Genomic DNA, 18,552 nt, shown 5'->3' with positions numbered 1-18,552 from the left:
ACAGATTAAAAGATTTTCACGGATTACTTATTAAAAGAGGAGAAGAAATCTTTTTAATTCTGATAATCTGTGGCTAAAAACTAAAAACAAAATATTTCTCAATATGAAAAGATCTATCACCTTATTGTTTTTTGGGATCGTGAATATTTTAGTCGCCGCCGGATGCAGCAGTGATGACAAAGGTTCAGATAAACCAACAGTGCCAGAAATACTTGCGCCTGTTGCGATTGAAAAAACAAACAGCACCAAAATTTACGTTCATTATATGCCTTGGTTTGAAACCAATGAAAGCAGTGCCGATAAAAAATGGGGATATCACTGGACAATGGCAAACAAAAATCCAAATAATATAGGAGCAAACAACCGCAGAGAAATTGCATCGTATTATTATCCGCTAATCGGGCCATATCATTCGGGCGACAAAAATGTGATTGAAAATCATTTGTTATTGATGAAATATTCAGGAATTGATGGTGTTTTGATCGATTGGTATGGAACATATGACGTAAATGATTACCGAATGGTAAAAGAAAATACAGAGCAATTGATTGCCATGTTGAGCAAAGTTGGTCTTGAATACGCCATTGTTTATGAAGATCGCGTGACTACAAATGTTGTAAATGCAGGAAAAGCAATTTCAGTTACCAGCGCAGCAAAAACCGATTTAAGTTATTTGCAGACGAACTGTTTCAGCAATGCCAATTATATCAAAATTAACGGAAAACCTTTATTGATGAATTTTGGGCCAATTGTACTGCAAACTCCGGCAGAGTGGACAAATGTTTTTGGTTCATTAACAACAAAGCCTACTTTCTTGACGCTTTGGGATCAATCTGTGGAAGCGGGAGATAATGCTTCTGGAGAATATGCATGGGTTTACAAAAACAGTACTTATTTGACTAATTTCTATACCAATACAAAACCAAAACTTTCCGTTGCAATGGGAAGTGCTTATCCTGGTTTTAAAGATTTTTATGCCGAAGGAGGAGGCGGAGCAGCAATTGGTTGGACTATTGAACATAACAATGGAGCAACACTCGACGAAACGCTTACTTTGGCAAAAAATGCAAACCTGAGCTACTTGCAATTGATTACCTGGAATGACTTTGGTGAAGGAACAATGTTTGAGCCAACAGTTGAATTTGGATACAATTATATTGAGAAAGTAAAAACTTTTGCAGGTGTAAAAAACACCGAATCCTATTTTGCAGACATCAGCAAGCTTTATAATCTAAGAATTGAAATGAAGGGAAATGCTGATGCCCAGAAAAAACTGGATCAGGCTTTTAATTATTTTGTTTCCATGCAACCTGCAAAAGCAAAACAGTTACTGAGCGAAATTAAATAAGGAGCTGTAATTAATACAATTAAATAATGAAAAACATAAGATATAGATACTGTCTAATGGCGCTGGCTTCAATGTTGCTCTTCGCCTGCGGTACTAAAAAAACGACATACAAAATCAGTTCTCCTGGAAAAAATACCGAATTAGTTTTTGAATTAACGCCTTCTGGTCAGCCTCAATATAGTTTTACTGCTGATGGAAAATCAGTTATTGAGCCTTCATTGTTAGGTTTTGAATTTCAAGGAATTCAAAAAATGACAGATGGTTTTGAAGTGGTTTCCACTGAAGAAAAAACTTCCGATGAAACTTGGGAGCAACCTTGGGGAGAATTCAAAAAAGTGAGAGATCATCACAATGAATTAATTGTTCATTTGAAGGAAGCAAAAGGTGAGGAGCGTTTAGTTGATATCATTTTCAGAGTTTTTGACGACGGTGTTGGATTTCGTTATTCTTTTCCAAAACAGCCTCATTTAGGCAAGGTGAAAATTTCGAACGAAATTACACAGTTTACTTTTAAATCGAATAATGATGTTTGGTGGATTCCGGTTCACCGTGAAAACAGTTATTACGAAAGTGAATACCGCAAAACGCCAATCAGCCAAACCGATACAATCAACACTCCTGCGACTTTTGAAACGAAGGAGAAATTATATGTTGCGATTCATGAAGCTAATTTGACTGATTTTGCGTCAATGACACTTTTAAAAACAAGCGACAAACAATACAAAAGTGATTTAGTGCCATGGGCTGATGGTGTAAAAGTATATGCTGAAGCTCCTTTTCAAACGCCTTGGAGAACAATTGTTGTGGGTAAAACGCCTGGCGATGTTGCAACTTCAACGATTATGTTGAATTTGAATGAGCCTTCAAAAATTGAAGATTTGTCTTGGATTACGCCATCAAAATACATCGGAATTTGGTGGGGAATGCATTTAGAAAAATTCACTTGGGGGCAAGGACCAAAACATGGCGCAACAACAAAAAACACTAAAGAATATATTGATTTTGCTGCGAAAAACAATTTTGACGGCGTTCTGGTAGAAGGCTGGAACGAAGGTTGGGACGGAGACTGGACAGCAGATGGATCAGCGTTTAGTTTTGTGAAAGCATATCCCGATTTTAATTTAGAAGAGATCACAAAATACGCAGCTATTAAAAATGTTCGTTTGATTGGTCATCATGAAACTGCTGGTGCTTCGAAACATTATGAAAGCCAGCTTGAAGATGCTTTTAAATTGTACCAAAAAATGGGCGTGAACTCGGTTAAAACGGGTTACGTAAACAAATATTTGGACAAAAAAGAATGGCACGACAGTCAATATGGAGCGCGTCATTACAGAAAAGTAATCGAAACAGCAGCGAAATACCATATCATGATTGATAATCACGAGCCAATGAAAGGAACTGGAATTCAACGTACGTATCCAAATTTTATGTCACAAGAAGGCGGAAGAGGTCAGGAATACAACGCTTGGTCTGTTGATGGCGGAAATACGCCACAGCATTTAACAACTTTGCCGTTTACAAGAATGCTTTCTGGACCTTTTGATTACACGCCGGGGAATTTCAATTTTGATTACAAAACACCTTCTGGAGCAAGAGTTCAGACCACTTTAGCAAATCAATTGGCATTGTATGTCATTATTTTCAGTCCGTTGCAAATGGCTTCTGATTTGCCTGAAAATTATGTTGGAAAACCAGAATTTCAATTCATAAAAGATGTTCCGTGCACTTGGTCTTACACTAAAGTTTTAGATTCTAAAATTGGTGAATACACGACCATCGTGCGTAAGGATTGGGATGAGAAAAACTGGTATTTGGGATCTATTACAAATAAAGATGCAAGAGACTTAAAAGTTGATTTGTCATTTTTAGATGCCGGAAAAGAATATGAAGCTACAGTTTACGCAGACGGAGAAGGGGCAAATTACAAAACAAACCCATATCCGGTTGCGATCTCAAAACAAAAAGTAAATAGTAAAAGTGTAATAAATATGAAATTGGCAGCTGGAGGAGGAACAGCTATAAAATTCACTCTGTTAAATTAATTGAATTAGTTTCGTTTATTTTAGTTAAGTTTAAGTTTGAGCAAGCAAGCCCGAAATCTTTAGAAGATATCGGGCTTGTTTTTTATTTAACCGCAAAGCACGCTAGTTTAAATGAAAAGTTCGCAAAGCTCTATCAAGATAAAGCTTTGCGAACTTATTTTTAGATTCTCTTTAGATTCTCAAAAAGTATCTTTGCGTGCTTTGCGGTTTAAAAACTTAGCACCTTAGCATCTCAGTACCTTAGAACCTTATTTTTTTGCATTTGAAACATGTTTTCCAAAAGTATAAACTGCTGTAATTGTTGGTCCGTTATAGCCCCATTTTAGGAAACCGTTTAAACGTTCTTGAACTGTATCTACTCTAAAGTTCAAACCGGTATAACCTGCAGTAAGACTAAAATTATTAACAACGTTATATAAAACCGACAAATTATAGCTTACAATTCGGCCATCTGTATCATTAATTTTTACGGCAAGATAATTTAAGTTAGCATATAAACCCCATTTTCTTCCCAAAACAAATTCTCCCCAAATTCCAACATCAGGCAACGGAGCAGTGAAGTCAAAGCTGTCGTGTTTTTCTATACTTTGTGTGTCTCCTTCTAATCTTAAGCCTAAATCCGCAAAAAGAACGTGTGCACCCACTAATAAACCAGCTTGGTATTTAGGTTTAGATAGAATAGCATAACCATAAGCAACTCGCATGATTTGTACATTAAAGGTACCTTGTACTCGTCCATTAACTTCATAGGTGTTGTCCCCAAAATTAATGTCTCTTTGCAGGGTTTTTGTAGCAGTTCTATCTAATACAAAATATTCAAAACCTAATCGCGATCTTCTAGATATACGCCAGTCAAATGTTCCTAAGAAAGATGCAGATGACTTATTAAATCCTAAATCATTTTCAAGATCGATTTCAGTTCCAGCATTTCCGTTGTTGCCTTCAACTTTAACCACAGTATTATTTACAGGGAAAAAACCACCAGCAGTAAATTTAAATTTTCTATTATGCCAAGGCAAATCTTCCGGATTATAATCTTGAAGATCTTCCTCATTATTACTTTGTACGGCGGTTAGTGTTTTTTCTTCAGGCAATTCGCTTGTTGTAGTTTGTGCATTTGCTGAGAAAAACGAAAGTGGTATTATCAAATAATAAACTAATTTTTTCATGTGGTTGATGTTTAGATTTATTGTTGAATTTTAACACTTAAAGTTAACAAAAAAAATCATTCAATTAAATTTTTCCCGTTTAATATTTATATAATTCAGTTGATTATCAGTTTGATACTGTTTCAAGGTTTGGAAATCTGTGAAATATCTTTTGAAAATGAGTGCCATGTGAGGAAAAGAGAAAGAAATTCCAATATAAAAAAACCCAAATTCCAAAACTCATTTAAATGTTCTCTGAAGGAGACATTAGCAAAATTGGAATTTGGAATTTTAGTATTTGAATTTAAATTTTAAACCCTATTGTAATCTGCTTTCCAGTGTACAATTGCTTTTTTGATAGAATCGCCTGGAAGATTGTTTTTTAGTGCATCTTCTAATAATGGCAAAAATTCATTGTCTGGCGCAAATCGAAGTGCGAAAATCTGATCGTCTGTAAGTTTGTATTCAAATTCCTCTAATCTTTTTCCGGTTAAAGTGAAGTAGCGATAGCGAAGTTCTAATCGAACAATTCGGTTTTGCAATATCAAAGCATAATGCTGGCGAAGCATGAAGGCAAGGCAAAAAAGGAAAATAAAACCAACACTGATAAACGACCAAATCAAAGTGTCATTTGTCGTACAGGCAAAATAAATGCTACAGATTAAAAAAAATATTAAAACGGGATAATATATAAAATGATGCGGAATATAAAAACGAATATGATTGTAATAGGTTTGAACTTTCATAATTATTCTTTTAAGTATTTATAAAAAAAACAAAGCTACCCTAAATAATTAGAATAGCTTTATTTCTCAAAATAAACTAACATAACCAATGTTTCCTTTATACTATAAACTTTTGAAGTTTGTGTAATTCTATTTATTTGAAAAAAGCCTTCATTTCTGTTTTAACTCTTTCTCTTATTTTGGCTTTAATTTCTTGATAGTAAAATTACTACGCGTGGGAATTTTTTTGTTATACTTTAAGTTTAATTTGTTATATGATTTCAACTGCTTCTTACCAAGGTCGCAATAATATTCCATTCAGATAGCTTTGAATCAAATGATTTTCCTGCGTTTGCCGGACTTGTAGATGGAAGCGTGATGAGTTGATATGTTTTTTCTAGATGAACATATTTTTTGAAAAAAGCATGTGCTTTTTGTCCATTAAAAAGAATGGTTTTAATATTAGGATGTTGTCTCAAAAAAACTTCAAAATCATTTGCAATTTCATTTTTAATCGCGCTGTCCAAACTTCCTATTCGGTCGCAATATTGCAGTACATCCCAAAGCGCAATTTTATTTTTTTGCAATAATGCCTTTCGAGCTTCATAATCATTTGAGAAATCCTCTTCTAAAATAAGAAACATAAACTTCCAGAAATTGTTTTGATTGTGTCCATAATATTGATTCAGTTCTAATGATTTTGTGCCTGGCATGGTGCCGAGAATCAGGATTTGGGAATCATTTGTGGAGATTGGAGCGAATGAAAAGCTTTTCATTTTTTTGAATTAAGAAATTTTTTGTTTGAGTTAAAATTTTAATTCCGAAGTAATTATAAAACAAAACAGAAAAATTATATAACATTTTTCGTGATTGCTTGACCGAACTTTGGAATATTGATTTATAAAACAGCAAGACTATGTTTTAGGATTGATAGCTGAATGAAATACCAAATCTAAATATAAGCAAAATGAAAATAGTTACAATACATACAGAACAAATTCAAACCGTTTTTGAGGAATTGAATGCTAATTTTGACGGAAAAATAACTTTTGATTTTGATGAATACAAATTGGAAATCAATAATGATTTTGCTCGCGGAACAATTACCGGAGCATCTTTCAACGATAATATTTCGTATGTCCAGTTTGATATGACATTTTCGACTCCAGTTCGAATGGATTTTTTGAATGTGATGTCAACGCCGGTTTATTTTGCATACTGTTCAAAGGGTGGTTTGTCACATAGTTTTGGGATTGATGGTGAGGAAAAAAAATTTAAAACCTTTCAAACAGCAATTTTAGCTTCTGACCAAAATCAGGATAATATTTTGTTTTTTGAAAAAGAGGTTAATACAAAACTTACTTTAATTATTGTGGGTACACAAACTGAACAAGCTTATTTAATGCCTTCTTTGAACCAAAAAGTAAAAGAAACTTTTTTTGAAAATAATGCTACGCTGAATTTCTTTTACATGGGATCTTACAATTTAAAAATCGCCAATAAAATCGAACAGCTCAATGCCGTAACGCAAACCGGAATTGTGCGAAATTTATTGAAAGAAGGAATTTTAAAAATTATTTTAGCAATGGAAATTCAGCAACACACAGATGATTTGCATGCTTTTTCAAAAGATTCAAATTGTTTGACTTTGAAAGAAATGGAAGAAATCAAAGAACTTTCAGAATTTATTAAATCAAGTCCAGAAGAGCCATTTACGATAAAATCATTGAGCAAAAAATCAGGTTTGTCGCCAAATAAATTGCAAGAAGGATTTAAAATGATTCACGACCGAACAGTGAATGACTACATCACACACATGCGCGTTTTGAAAGCCGAAATTTTAATGCGCACCTCAGACCTAAATATTTCTGAAATCGTATACTGCATCGGATTCACAAGTAGAAGTTATTTCTCAAAAATCTTCAAACAAAAATTCAACTGCAGTCCGAAAGAGTATAAGTTTAATCTAAACTGCTAAGATTCTAAGGAACTAAGGTGCTAAGTTTTTTGTGGCATAAATGCTCAATACCTTAGCATCTTAGTCCCTTAGAACCTTTTTTAACGACCGAAGCGGTAATATTCTAAATCCATATTAGGTTTATTATTAATGGAATCCAAAATCGAATTCATTCCAATGATGCTAAAAGTGATTCCGTTGCCGCCAAAACCTAAGACATAATGTTCATTTTTTTTCGGATCTGGTTTTCCAAAGTAGGGAAGCCCGTCTTTGGTTTCGCCAAAAGTTCCTGCCCAGGAATAATCTAATTTGAAATTAATATTTGGAAATTTTCGTTTAAATGAGCGCATTAAGAATTGCTCTTTTTTAGGCATTAATTTATCACGTTTTTTAGCATCGATAAATTCCTCATCGCCTCCGCCGACAATTAATCGGTTATCTGAAGTTCCTCTAAAATACAGATAAGGATTTGAAGTGTCCCATAAAATGGAGTTTTTGAAAACAGCCGGCAAATCAGGAAGACTTTCAGAGGCAATGACATAAGTGCTTTTCAAATCCACTACTTTTTCTTTTAAAGTTTCAGTGCTTTCATACCCCGAACAATGTATAATATGATTGGCGGTGATCGTATTTCCGCTTTCTGTTTCCGCAATAAATTTTGTGCCCTGGTTTTTTATGGATCCAATATTGGTTCGGTCAAAAATCTCCATGCCCTTATTTTTACAATAAACCAATAGATCTTGCGCTAAATGATAAGGATCTACAACTGCTGCGGTTTTAGACTCTATTCCTGCAATAGCTTTCAAACCCATTGTTTCCAATTCAGATTTTCCAAGCCAGTTGACATCAAAGCCATGTTGTTTTCTGACTTTGAATTCGTTCTTTAAATACGAAATATCTTTTTTAAGCGTGCAGAAATAAATGCTTTTTTTAAATTCAAATCCGCAGTCGCTTTCTATAGTATCGATAATGGTGCGCAGATCAAAAATGGCTTTTTTTCCATTCTTATAACTATTTATAGCACAATCTGCACCGCGAAGTTTCATTAGTTCATGCAAAGAAACATCAATTTCGTATTGAAGTAGAGCAGTACTTGCTGCCGTACTGCCGTTGCAAATGTCGCGTCGGTCAACGAGAACAACTTTTCTTCCGTCATTAATTAATTTATAGGCAATTAGTGCGCCAGTAATGCCTCCGCCAATAATCAAAATTGGCGTTTCGACATCATGATCTAATGACGGATAACTTGCTTTCATTTCGTTTTTTAATGGCCAGAAAGTTTCGGTTGAGCGTAGTTTCATTTTTTATTGGTTTTTGAGATAGTTGTTGAATTTGGTTTTTTGACTGCTTTATTTTTAGGCTTAGTCTCAATTCTATTCTTCGTTCTATTTTTGTCTTTTCGTGCATGTTGCTCGTGTGCTTCAGCAATTGAATGCGATGTTCTAATGGTTTCATCTTTTTTCGCAAGTTCGCTCAGCCTGTGGTAATATTTTTGAATGATTTCCATTTCTTCTTCAGTCATGCTTTCAATATCAACCAAGCTATTGCTGGATAATTCGCTTGATGCCACTAATTCATTTAATTTTAATTGTATCGCCAAGGAATCTTTATTTTGTGCTTTCTGAATCAAAAAAACCATCAAAAAAGTAATGATTGTAGTTCCGGTATTGATGACCAATTGCCACGTTTCTGAGTAATCAAAAAAGGGCCCTGAAACCGCCCAGACTACCACAATTAAAAAAGCGATAATAAATGCCGGAGTACTTCCAGTGGCTTTGCAGACAGCACTTGAAAATCTTTCGAAAGCACTGTTTTTATTTTGAGTTTTTGTTTTCATTTCAATTTATTTTTTGGGTTTGCTGACTTTTTCTTCTCGAATTACTTTGTTGTGTTTTTCGTCATAAACAGCTTCATCAATGGGTTGTCCCGTTTTGCTGAATATTTTTATTTTCGGTGCTTCATGTGTTCCGGTGATGACAATCGGAAAACCGATAATTCCAAAGGGAGGAAGTCCGAGACGCATTCTTAAATCCAATAATCCGTCAAAGCTACTTGTGCCCTTGATCGTTGGTCTGAAACTGGCAACAGAGAAAGTAAAGGGTTCAATGCGAATTAAATTATTGTCAATTGTCGAGTTAATCTCAATTCCTTTCATATCGGGATTATCGAGGCCTTTTTGTCCTGTTTTTGAACTAATTCCGTCAAATAATTTTAAGCCTTTTACTTGGACATCGCTTAAGTTTATTGTACCGCCTCCTTCCAGCGATTCATATATAGGACTCATATTGCCATCAACATCGCCTTTGACTTTATAATCAACAGAAATAATTCCCTGCGCTTTTTCGGCGACGGTTACCATATCATGAAACATCGGAATTTCTTTGTAGGCTCTTTGTACGCTAAAATCTTTAGCTGTAAAATGCGCATCAAAATGTGCCGAAGTTGGTGATTCATCTTTATATGTGGCATCAATTCCAAGAATACAATCGATAATATTGAAAGTGGCATTTTGCAGATAAAAACCTTCTTTCTGAATGCCTACTTTTCCTGAAAGTTTATTCAAAATCAATCCATTGTATTCGACTTTATCAGCATTTGCATTTAACGAAACATTTAAGTTTTTCGGAACAATCACAACACCACTCATTTTTGGATGATCTTCTTTGGCATATTCAACTTCAATATTTCGGTCGTTGTTTTCGCCTTTTTTGAGCGCCATAAATTCATCTACATTAATCAGTTTCGATTTCATATTGAAGTTTCCGCTCAAAGTTCCGTGTGATTCTAGGAAATAATTAATCGTATTTAAAAGATATCCGTCAATGTCAAAATCTGATTTTCCGTAAAAGGCATTGAATTTTTCGAACCACATTTTTTCATTCTGAAAACGAAAATTTCCTTGTTTGATAAAAAACGCTTTTGGAAAAAGTTCTGATGTCGCTTTAATATTTTTCAGCAGGATGGTACCTCGATTATCAAGTTTGTCATACTGTCCAGTTGTGGCATAACTTTGTTTTCCTTTTAGCGAAAGATCGGCTTTTGCGTAGCCAGTCACGTCAACACCTTTTTGAGAAAAAACCTGATAAATTCGGCCAACATTCAATTCGCCTTTGATTTTTGCATTGTAAGCCAAATCATTAAAATCTGAAAGTGTTGCATTTACATACATTGGATTTCCCTCAAAAACAAATGATGCCGGTGCTACAGCCACAATCAAATCCTTGTAGGTTCCGGCTTTATTGAGCACATTGGCCACAAAAGTAATATTGGTAATTGGGTTAGGATAGGAGTCAGTTTTGAGCCAGCCATTATGCAAAGCGATACCGCCAATAGTTTTTGGAAACAATTTTTTTGAAGTACTGAAAATTCCTTTTGCCTGAATATTTGTTTTTAAAATACCTTTTAATTCAAGCGAATTTAGTCCTAATGCGGCATCGACAACCGCAAGATCCAGAGCGCCTTTTACGCTGGCATCGATTGTCATTTCATTAAAGCCTTTGCTGTGCAAATAAGCGTTGAAATAATCTTTTTCACCTACTTTAAATTTGAAGGTTCTAAGATTAACGAGCAACTGTTCCATATCCAATTCCGGCAAAATGGCATTTAAATCCATCTGGAAATCTGTCAAGGGAACAGGGGCATTTTTATAATTGACCGCGCCATTATTGATTTTTAAGTTAAAAGCTAAATTTGGCTTTTGCTTTTTGGAGACATTGTAATCTCCTTTAAAAGTAAAAAGCAGATCGCTTCGGCCTGAAATTTCAGTTTTTTCAAGCCAAGTCAAATATTCTGGAGGCATTACCGAAAGCAAATCTTTTACAGTGGTGTTTTCTGAAGCTGCTTTGATGTTGATTTTGTACCCATCTTTTAAAATCGTAAAAAGCCCTGTAAATTTTAAGGGCAGTTTATTGATATGGAGTTCATTTTTTTGAAGAATAAAGGACAGCGAGTGCGTATTGATTCGGGTTATTAAATCGGCGCTTACATTTTTTCGTCTTAAATATCCCGTCCGATTGTAAAAGAAATCAAGATTGTCAATTTGCGCATTGGTGCTCAAATCAAAAATATCTTCACTCAAATTTCCTTTTCCAATATAATTAAAACCTTTTGCATCGACTAATATTTTTGCCGAACGATCATTGTATTTGACATGGCAGTTTTTAAGATCAATTCGTTCTAACCGAATTGCCGTTCCTTCTTCGGGTGCGTTTGGATCATTTTTTTCTTTATTCCGATCTTCGGGTGCAACATAAATATTGTAATTGGCTTGTCCTTTTTCGTTTACCATGACATTTATCAAAGCATCAGAAACATATAGTTTATTGATTTTTACTTCGTTGTCAAAAATTAATCTTTTTAAATTTATCCCAAATGCGACTTGATCTGCTTTTAGCAAAGTGTCATTTCGAAAGGGAGCTGAACCCGTCATCGATAAATCGTCAAGCGAAACTGTTAGTGATGGAAAATGAGTGAAAAATGAAAGTTTAGATTTCGAAAAATCCAATTTGGTATCCAAACGTTCATTGGCAATTTTTTTAACTTCAGACGCAACTTTTCCTGGGAATAAAAGCGGAATGATAAAAAGTAATAATAAGATTCCTGCAATTGATATTCCGATCCATTTTAAAATTTTAAGGCTTATATTTTTATACGAAGTTTTCATGGCGTAGAATTTTTTATTGTTTTTTTTCAGGTTCTTTTTTTGCGTCTTCGGCTTTTTGTTTGTCCTGTTTTTCTTTCTCTTCTTTAGCTTTTTCTTCTTTGGCCTTGGCTTCTTTTTCTTTAGCCGCTTTTTCGTCTTCTTTTTTCTCTTTTAGCTCTTCCTGCTTTTTCTCTTTTTCTTTCTCTTTTTTCTTGAAGTAGCCTCTAAAAAGAAAGTTGCTTTTTGCAGCTTCCATATTTTCGCTGAAACCTTTTGTACCAGATTCTAAATTTGAAAGTGTATTCGAAACGCTGTTTGCCATTTTATCATCACGGACTAATCGTGCCAAAGCTCCATTTCCATTATTCATGCTGTGGCTGAAAATGGCCAGTTCTTCAGAAATTACCCCCACATTATCCACACTTTTTTTGACACTTTTCATGATGTCGTTCATTTCAATTCCATCAATTGATGCAATAACGCCATTGTCTTCAACTATTTTTTGCGATTTGACTCCTGGAGAAATCGTTAAAACTTTGTCGCCCATTAATCCATCTGAGCCAATGCCGGCACGTGCATCGGTTTTTATGAATTTGCGGACTTCATCTTTGATGACCATCGAAACAATTACCGATGAATCATTAATGATCCTGATTTCTTCGACAGTTCCAATATTGATTCCAGAAAAACGAACATTATTTCCCACTTCTAAACCGCTTACAGTTTTAAATTTTGATGAAATGTGAAAAGTTTGACCAAATAGGTTTTTTTGTTTTCCAATAAAATAAATGGCCATAATGAAAAGCAGCAGTCCAACTGATACAAACATTCCTAATTTCCAAGTATATCCAGATTCCTTTTCCATGATTTCTACAATTTATTTTGCTTAACTAATTAGGCTTTGCTTTAAGTTTTCAACATAGGATCATAGGTTTGAAACTTGAAATAAGGCGTTTTACTTATTTAAATTCACATAGCTATGTGTGGAAACTTGTTTCTTTTTATATTCTCAAAAGCAAAAAATAATCTATGTTTCTATGTGTTAAATATTTTTTTTTAAGCTTTGCTTTATTCAAAAAATGAGCGTACCCATTCGTCTTCATTTTTTTCTAATTCTTCATAGGTTCCTTCGGCATGAATGACGCCATCTTTCAAAACCATAATTCGATCTGCAGTCATTTTGGCGCAAGCCATATCGTGCGTAATAATGATCGATGAGGTTTTTTGTTTGTGTTTGATATCCAAAATCAATTCACTTATTTCTCTTGATGTAATGGTATCCAATCCCGTTGTGGGTTCGTCATACAAAATGATTTCGGGTTTTAAAATCAGTGTTCTTGCCAAACCAATCCTTTTTCGCATTCCGCCAGATAATTCTGCGGGCATTTTATCAATAGCTTCACTTAAGCCAACATTTTCAAGCGCTTCCATAACTTCATTCTCGATTTCATCTGCGCTTAAATCTCTTTTGTGTGCCGCTAGTGTAAAGGCTAGATTTTCTCTAACGGACATTGAATCGTATAAAGCGGCACTTTGGAACAAAAAGCCAATTTTGACTCTTATTTTATTAAGTTCACTTTTACTGAGATTCAGTACATTTTCATCAAAGACTTTTATTTCGCCTTCATCAGGATCAATTAAGCCGACGATACATTTTATTGTAACCGATTTTCCAGAACCAGATCGCCCTAAAATGACCAAATCTTCGCCTTTGTTAACAGTCAGACTTAGGCCTTTCAAGACTTCATTGTCTTTGCCAAAAGTTTTGTGCAGATTCTTGATTTCAATAATTGGAACCTGCTTTTTCTCTTTTGATTTTGGGTCGGTATTTTTCTTCTCTTTAATCATCTTAAAAAAATAAATCGGTTATCTGTACTGCGACCATATCAATAATGAATATGCTTAGAGAAGCGGTAACTACGGCCGAGTTTGCGGCGCGACCGACACTTTCTGTTCCGTTTGAAGCATTAAATCCTTTAAAACAGCCTATCATTCCGATAAAAAAACCAAAAAAGAAAGTTTTAATGGTTGCTGGAATGACATCCAAAAATTCTAATGACTGAATAATTTGATTTAAATACCGAAAAAAGTTCACATGACCGTGAATATTGATTCCGGCATAACCTCCCAAGATTCCAATTGCATCAGCAAAAAAGACTAATATGGGCACCATTAAAGTGCAAGCTAAAATTCGGGTTACAACCAAATATTTATACGGATTTATGGCTGAGACCTCCATTGCATCAATTTGTTCCGTTACTTTCATTGAGCCAAGTTCAGCGCCAATTCCAGATGAAATTTTTCCAGCGCAAATCAAAGCTGTGATTACAGGAGCAATTTCACGAATCAACGAAAGTGCGACCATTCCCGGAAGCCAGCTTTCGGCACCAAAAGTCACGAGTGTTGGGCGCGACTGAATGGTTAAAACCAAGCCCATAATAAACCCCGTTATAGCCACCAGCGGGAACGATTTGTAACCAATGACATAACATTGTCTCAAGAACTCTTTTCCTTCGTATGGAGGAATTAAAAGTTCCTTAAAAAATCGGGATGCAAAGAGAGTTGCACTGCCAATTTGTGAGAATGTATTTTTTAAGGTGAGGATCAAAATAATGTCTTTTAAAGTTGTAAAATTCCTTGCAAATCAGTTTTTTAACAGTTTTATATTGCTTTTCTAAATTATAGATGAAAGTTACCTTAATACTTGTTAAAATCTTTTACAGAACTTTTTTGGAAGCTTATATAATTTTCATTCAAAGCAATAAATGGCTTGTTGTGGCGTTTTGAATTTCCCACAAACAAAAAATCCCTTTCATTTAGAAAGGGATTTCAAGGGTTAAATTGAATTTTGGTCAGCTATGCTGTATTTAAGAGTTTATTGCAATGCCTCTTCGGGTTTTCATTAACGGAATTACTTTGGTTTCTGCATGAACAAAATTTTCCATTAATAAGCGCGCCGTTAAGAAACAAATCGTAGATTCTGCACCTTGGTTGAGGTTTACATTTTCTTTTTCAAGTCCGTCGTAACCGCCACCGCTTATTGGATTGTACATGATTTGGCCCAAATGATTTTTTCCTAAAAACCAATTAAAAGCGGCTTTCATTTTGTGTTTGTATTCCGGAATTTGGAATGCGTTGTAAAAAGCATTTAAAGTCTGAATAGTGTATGAAACATCAATTGGTTGTTCACCATATTGTCTCGGAACTGCATTTTTTTGAAGCCATCCTTGATTCGAAATTACTTTGAATTCTTTGTCGACAAACATTTTTGACATTAAAAAATCTAAAGAATCCATTGCTACTTTTTTGTAAACTGGTTTGTTGGTAATCAGATACGCGTAAAGCATCGATTCTGGCAAAATTCCGTTTGCGTAAGTCAAATAATTTTCAAACCATTGCCAGTTTTCCGAAGCGTGATCTTCATAATTGGCAAGCAATTTTGCATTTAATTTATTGATAATGGCCGCCACATATAAATTAGGAACAGCATTATGATAGTGATACAAGCCTTTTGTTGCAAAACCGATTGAACGAGGCGATTGAATGTTTTCAGCCCATTTCAAAGAATTCAACAAACATTTTTCTGCTTTTTTAGAAATGTTTTCTGGTAGAATATTAGAATTAGAAATCACAATTCCTAAAGCCCAAATCGCTCTCGCATTTGAATCTTCTAAATTTACTTCGGCATTTTGTTCGATATGTTCTCGATTTTCCTGATCGACATAATTAATGAAACTGCCGTTTGGTTTCTGACATCTTTCTATAAAGTCCAAATAAATTAAGATGTATGGCAAATCTGCTTTATCCTGTGTTAATTGATAATGCATGCAAAAAGTAATCAAGGCACGCGCATTATCATCTAAAGTATAACCCGATTCTAAATCTGGAATTGAGATTTTGCTGAACTGGATGATGCCCAAATCCGTGGTTAATTTTTTGATATGTTTCAACTGAATATCTGGATAGCTGAATTTAATTTCTGGCGCATTTTGAAACAATTTTTTATACGTGTTCATGTGCGTAATAGCGCAATTTTCCCATGAAAAAGCTCTGGTTTTTGAAAAAGCCTGAATTCCCATTTCATGTCTTAAATCTTCGTCGGAAATTAATTTTAAAGTCGCTTCTGCAAATTGATCTACATTTCCAATATCAACTAAAATTCCTAATTCAGGAGATAATACTTCCAAAGTGTGTGGGATTTTTGATGCTACCATTGGACAAGCGCAACTCATGGCATAAGAGAATGTGCCGCTAACAGCCTGATTAGGATCTTTTGAGGTGAATAAATAAATATCTGTCGCTTTTAAATAATCTAAAAGCTCATTTGTATCCAGATATTCATTTATAAATCGAACATTATTTTCCAATTTCAGTTCTTTCACAAGAGATTCTAATTTATCTCGATACGCGTCAACACCATCAATAATTAAATTTGGATGTGTTCTGCCAATTATTAAATAGAGAACATTTGGTTCTTTTTCAATAATTTTAGCCAAGGCATGTAAACCAGTTTCAATATTTTTTCCTTCACCTAAAAGACCAAAAGTGGATAATACTAATCGATCCTGAATATTGTATTTTGCTTTTGCTTGATAAGGCGTTTCATAAACCACGATATGAGTTCCGTGATGCATTGTAGTGATTACTTCTTCTTTGATATCGTAATCGTTCATCAGAATTTCTCTTGATTTGTTTGTCATTACAAAAACCGAATTGCTGTAACTCAGAAGCAATTTTACAAATGTTTTTAATTCGTTGTTTGGATTTGGAATAACACTGTGAAAAGTAAAGGTTACAGGTTTTTTTATTGCATTTAAAAAATCAAGTAAATGATCTCCATAATTACCACCAAATAAACCAAATTCATGTTGAATATGAACTAATTTTACGTTTTGATCTCTATTGATTTCCTCCGCTACTTGAGCATATTCTTCTCTGTTTTTAGTATTTAAAGTATAGGCTTGGGTAGGATTTTCTTTTGGTTTGTCAACCAATTCGCAAATTTCACAAGTAATTGATTTGCCAAAAACATTGGTAATTCCTGTAATGGTATCTTGTGTGTAAGTTGCTATTCCGCATTGTGTTGGAGGAAACGTGGAAAGAAAAACTATTTTCGATTTATTTGCTATCGTCTTCATGGGGATTCTGTTTTAATTCAGTTAATAAGTCGTTCAAGTTCAGTGAGGCCACCGCAATTTTGTCATCGGCGGCACCGTAATAAATATAAAGTTGGTCATCAAATAAGGCCGTTCCGGTTGGAAAAACCACATAATTTACATAACCGTGTCGTTCATAATACTCAGATGGTGTGATAATTGGTCTTGATAATCTTGCCAATACTTTTGCTGGATTATTAAGATCCAATAAAGCGGCTGCGGCATGATATACTAAGCCTTTTTCACGTTTTTCGGCGGCATGATAAATCAAGAGCCATCCATCTTTGGTTTCAATTGGTGGGGCACCTGGACCTATATGACTGGTTTCATGGTCAAATTTCGGTTCCAGAATAATATGGTTTGGCAAGTCTTTGATGTAATCCTTCCAGAATTCAACAGTTAGCTCGCTTTTTTTTTCAAAAGAGACAATTTGAATTGAAGGAAACAATCTATGTAAAGCTATGAATTTTCCGTCAATTTTTTTAGGAAAAAGAACTACATTTTTATCCCAAACAAATAAATTTTCTTTGATAGTTTCCGTCAAAGGATAATTTCTTTCCGTGTTGAAAGCCAAAATCCTTGCGATACTTGGTATTTGTAAGTGTTTGCGAATCAGGTTTGTAAATTCATTTAATATAAATTTTGGAGTTATAATGCCTTTCTTTTTAAATGAAATTAAATCTTTTGAGGTTGCCAAAGCTCCACAGGCGTTTATACCATCATACGCAACATACGTCATATAGAAAATATCGTCAATTTTTGTAATTCTTGGGTCTTCAACACCATGAATTTCATAAATATAATCCGGAACAAAAATGGGCTCAGTTCGTCGTTCGACTACAGTTTTTGGTCCTTCAAATCGGCAATATCCTATAGTTGAAAAATTTCCTTTTTTTGCAGCTCGATAAAACATATGGACTGTATTTCCATCTTGATAAATTGCCGGATTTAAAACACCCAATTCTTCAAAAGTACGCTCTGTTTTTTCTAAAATAATTCCATGTTTTGTGGCTGTTATACCCTGAGCTGACGCTATTTCCATAATGCTAAAAAATTTTATCTAAAATTACTTTAGGAATAAAGCGACGATTAATCCAATCGATCAAAAAATTAACTCAATAACGTTAGCATGGGAATTTTGTAAGAGTAAAAAATGAATTCTAAAAATTAACATACGAGTTCAATTTTTAATCTATTGTGCTATAAAAATAATTTTTAGAGTCAATTAAATTTACATTAGGAAACGATATTTGGCAAGGTTAAAAAATGAGATTTTATTAACGATTAAAAAATGCAGTATGACACATTGGACTATTACGTTTATTATTCTAGCCCTGATCGCTGGAATATTAGGTTTTGGAGAAATTGGAAATGATGGCTCTTTTATTGGAAAGGCTTTTTTCGTGATATTTATAATTTTGACTTATATAACAGTAATAATTGGAAAGATAAAAGTTGCACGTTAAGAGTGTTCTTTAAAAATAAAAAAAAGCGAAATCAAAGTTCTTTGGTTTCGCTTTTTTTTATTTCA

At 34.2% G+C, this 18,552-nt stretch carries 15 protein-coding genes; 4 read left to right on the top strand and 11 right to left on the bottom strand.

Going from position 1 to position 18,552, the window contains the following annotated elements:
* Positions 1–103 precede the first annotated feature (103 nt).
* Together AAYQ19_RS05705 and AAYQ19_RS05700 are read left to right on the top strand one after the other, a co-directional pair.
* Positions 104–1,348 (top strand): glycoside hydrolase family 99 protein, encoded by a 1,245-nt coding sequence (locus AAYQ19_RS05705; RefSeq protein ID WP_343534820.1) that lies wholly within the window; start codon positions 104–106, stop codon positions 1,346–1,348.
* A gap of 26 nt (positions 1,349–1,374) precedes the next feature.
* Positions 1,375–3,393, top strand: coding sequence for a glycoside hydrolase family 97 protein (locus AAYQ19_RS05700; RefSeq protein WP_343534818.1), 2,019 nt, complete (start codon positions 1,375–1,377; stop codon positions 3,391–3,393).
* 248 nt (positions 3,394–3,641) lie between these two features.
* Here AAYQ19_RS05700 and AAYQ19_RS05695 read toward each other — a convergent pair whose 3' ends face one another.
* From AAYQ19_RS05695 to AAYQ19_RS05685, 3 genes are all read right to left on the bottom strand, one after another.
* Entirely contained in the window at positions 3,642–4,562 is a 921-nt protein-coding gene (locus AAYQ19_RS05695) for a hypothetical protein (protein ID WP_343534816.1), read from the bottom strand.
* A gap of 290 nt (positions 4,563–4,852) precedes the next feature.
* Positions 4,853–5,287 (bottom strand): DUF6526 family protein, encoded by a 435-nt coding sequence (locus tag AAYQ19_RS05690; RefSeq protein ID WP_343534814.1) that lies wholly within the window; start codon positions 5,285–5,287, stop codon positions 4,853–4,855.
* Between the two features lie 260 nt (positions 5,288–5,547).
* Positions 5,548–6,042, bottom strand: coding sequence for a DNA-deoxyinosine glycosylase (locus AAYQ19_RS05685; RefSeq protein WP_343534812.1), 495 nt, complete (start codon positions 6,040–6,042; stop codon positions 5,548–5,550).
* A gap of 191 nt (positions 6,043–6,233) precedes the next feature.
* On the opposite strand from AAYQ19_RS05685, the gene AAYQ19_RS05680 reads away from it, so the two are divergent.
* Complete coding sequence (locus AAYQ19_RS05680; RefSeq protein WP_343534810.1) at positions 6,234–7,244, top strand: helix-turn-helix domain-containing protein; 1,011 nt, start codon at positions 6,234–6,236, stop codon at positions 7,242–7,244.
* Between the two features lie 80 nt (positions 7,245–7,324).
* Here the strand turns inward: AAYQ19_RS05680 and AAYQ19_RS05675 are convergent, their stop codons facing one another.
* From AAYQ19_RS05675 to AAYQ19_RS05640, 8 genes are all read right to left on the bottom strand, one after another.
* Positions 7,325–8,524 (bottom strand): NAD(P)/FAD-dependent oxidoreductase, encoded by a 1,200-nt coding sequence (locus tag AAYQ19_RS05675; RefSeq protein WP_343534808.1) that lies wholly within the window; start codon positions 8,522–8,524, stop codon positions 7,325–7,327.
* A complete protein-coding gene (locus tag AAYQ19_RS05670; protein WP_343534805.1) occupies positions 8,521–9,060 on the bottom strand; it encodes a low affinity iron permease family protein in 540 nt (179 codons plus the stop codon). The genes AAYQ19_RS05675 and AAYQ19_RS05670 overlap by 4 nt, the downstream gene beginning before the upstream one ends.
* Positions 9,061–9,066: 6 nt before the next feature.
* Positions 9,067–11,886: an AsmA-like C-terminal region-containing protein gene (locus AAYQ19_RS05665; RefSeq protein ID WP_343534803.1), complete on the bottom strand. Its 2,820-nt coding sequence runs from the start codon at positions 11,884–11,886 to the stop codon at positions 9,067–9,069.
* Between the two features lie 13 nt (positions 11,887–11,899).
* Positions 11,900–12,730, bottom strand: a complete 831-nt coding sequence (locus tag AAYQ19_RS05660) for an MlaD family protein (RefSeq protein ID WP_343534801.1) — start codon at positions 12,728–12,730, stop codon at positions 11,900–11,902.
* Positions 12,731–12,933: 203 nt separating this feature from the next.
* On the bottom strand, positions 12,934–13,713 hold the full coding sequence (locus AAYQ19_RS05655) for an ABC transporter ATP-binding protein (protein ID WP_343534799.1): 780 nt from the start codon (positions 13,711–13,713) through the stop codon (positions 12,934–12,936).
* A gap of 1 nt (position 13,714) precedes the next feature.
* Positions 13,715–14,473 (bottom strand): MlaE family ABC transporter permease, encoded by a 759-nt coding sequence (locus tag AAYQ19_RS05650; RefSeq protein WP_343534797.1) that lies wholly within the window; start codon positions 14,471–14,473, stop codon positions 13,715–13,717.
* Between the two features lie 259 nt (positions 14,474–14,732).
* The gene (locus AAYQ19_RS05645; RefSeq protein ID WP_343534795.1) at positions 14,733–17,003 is read right to left on the bottom strand and encodes a glycosyltransferase; all 2,271 of its coding nucleotides are present in this window, start codon (positions 17,001–17,003) and stop codon (positions 14,733–14,735) included.
* Complete coding sequence (locus AAYQ19_RS05640; RefSeq protein WP_343534793.1) at positions 16,984–18,063, bottom strand: glycoside hydrolase family 130 protein; 1,080 nt, start codon at positions 18,061–18,063, stop codon at positions 16,984–16,986. The genes AAYQ19_RS05645 and AAYQ19_RS05640 overlap by 20 nt, the downstream gene beginning before the upstream one ends.
* Positions 18,064–18,319: 256 nt before the next feature.
* Here AAYQ19_RS05640 and AAYQ19_RS05635 point away from each other — a divergent pair, with 256 nt between their 5' ends.
* Positions 18,320–18,487, top strand: a complete 168-nt coding sequence (locus AAYQ19_RS05635; protein WP_343534791.1) for a DUF1328 domain-containing protein — start codon at positions 18,320–18,322, stop codon at positions 18,485–18,487.
* Positions 18,488–18,552 lie beyond the last annotated feature (65 nt).

The sequence above is a fragment of the Flavobacterium mesophilum genome (assembly GCF_039581405.1).
Classification (GTDB): Bacteria; Bacteroidota; Bacteroidia; order Flavobacteriales; family Flavobacteriaceae; genus Flavobacterium.
The sequence above is the reverse complement of the archived record's forward strand: the minus strand, read 5'-3'. Positions and strand labels throughout refer to the sequence as shown.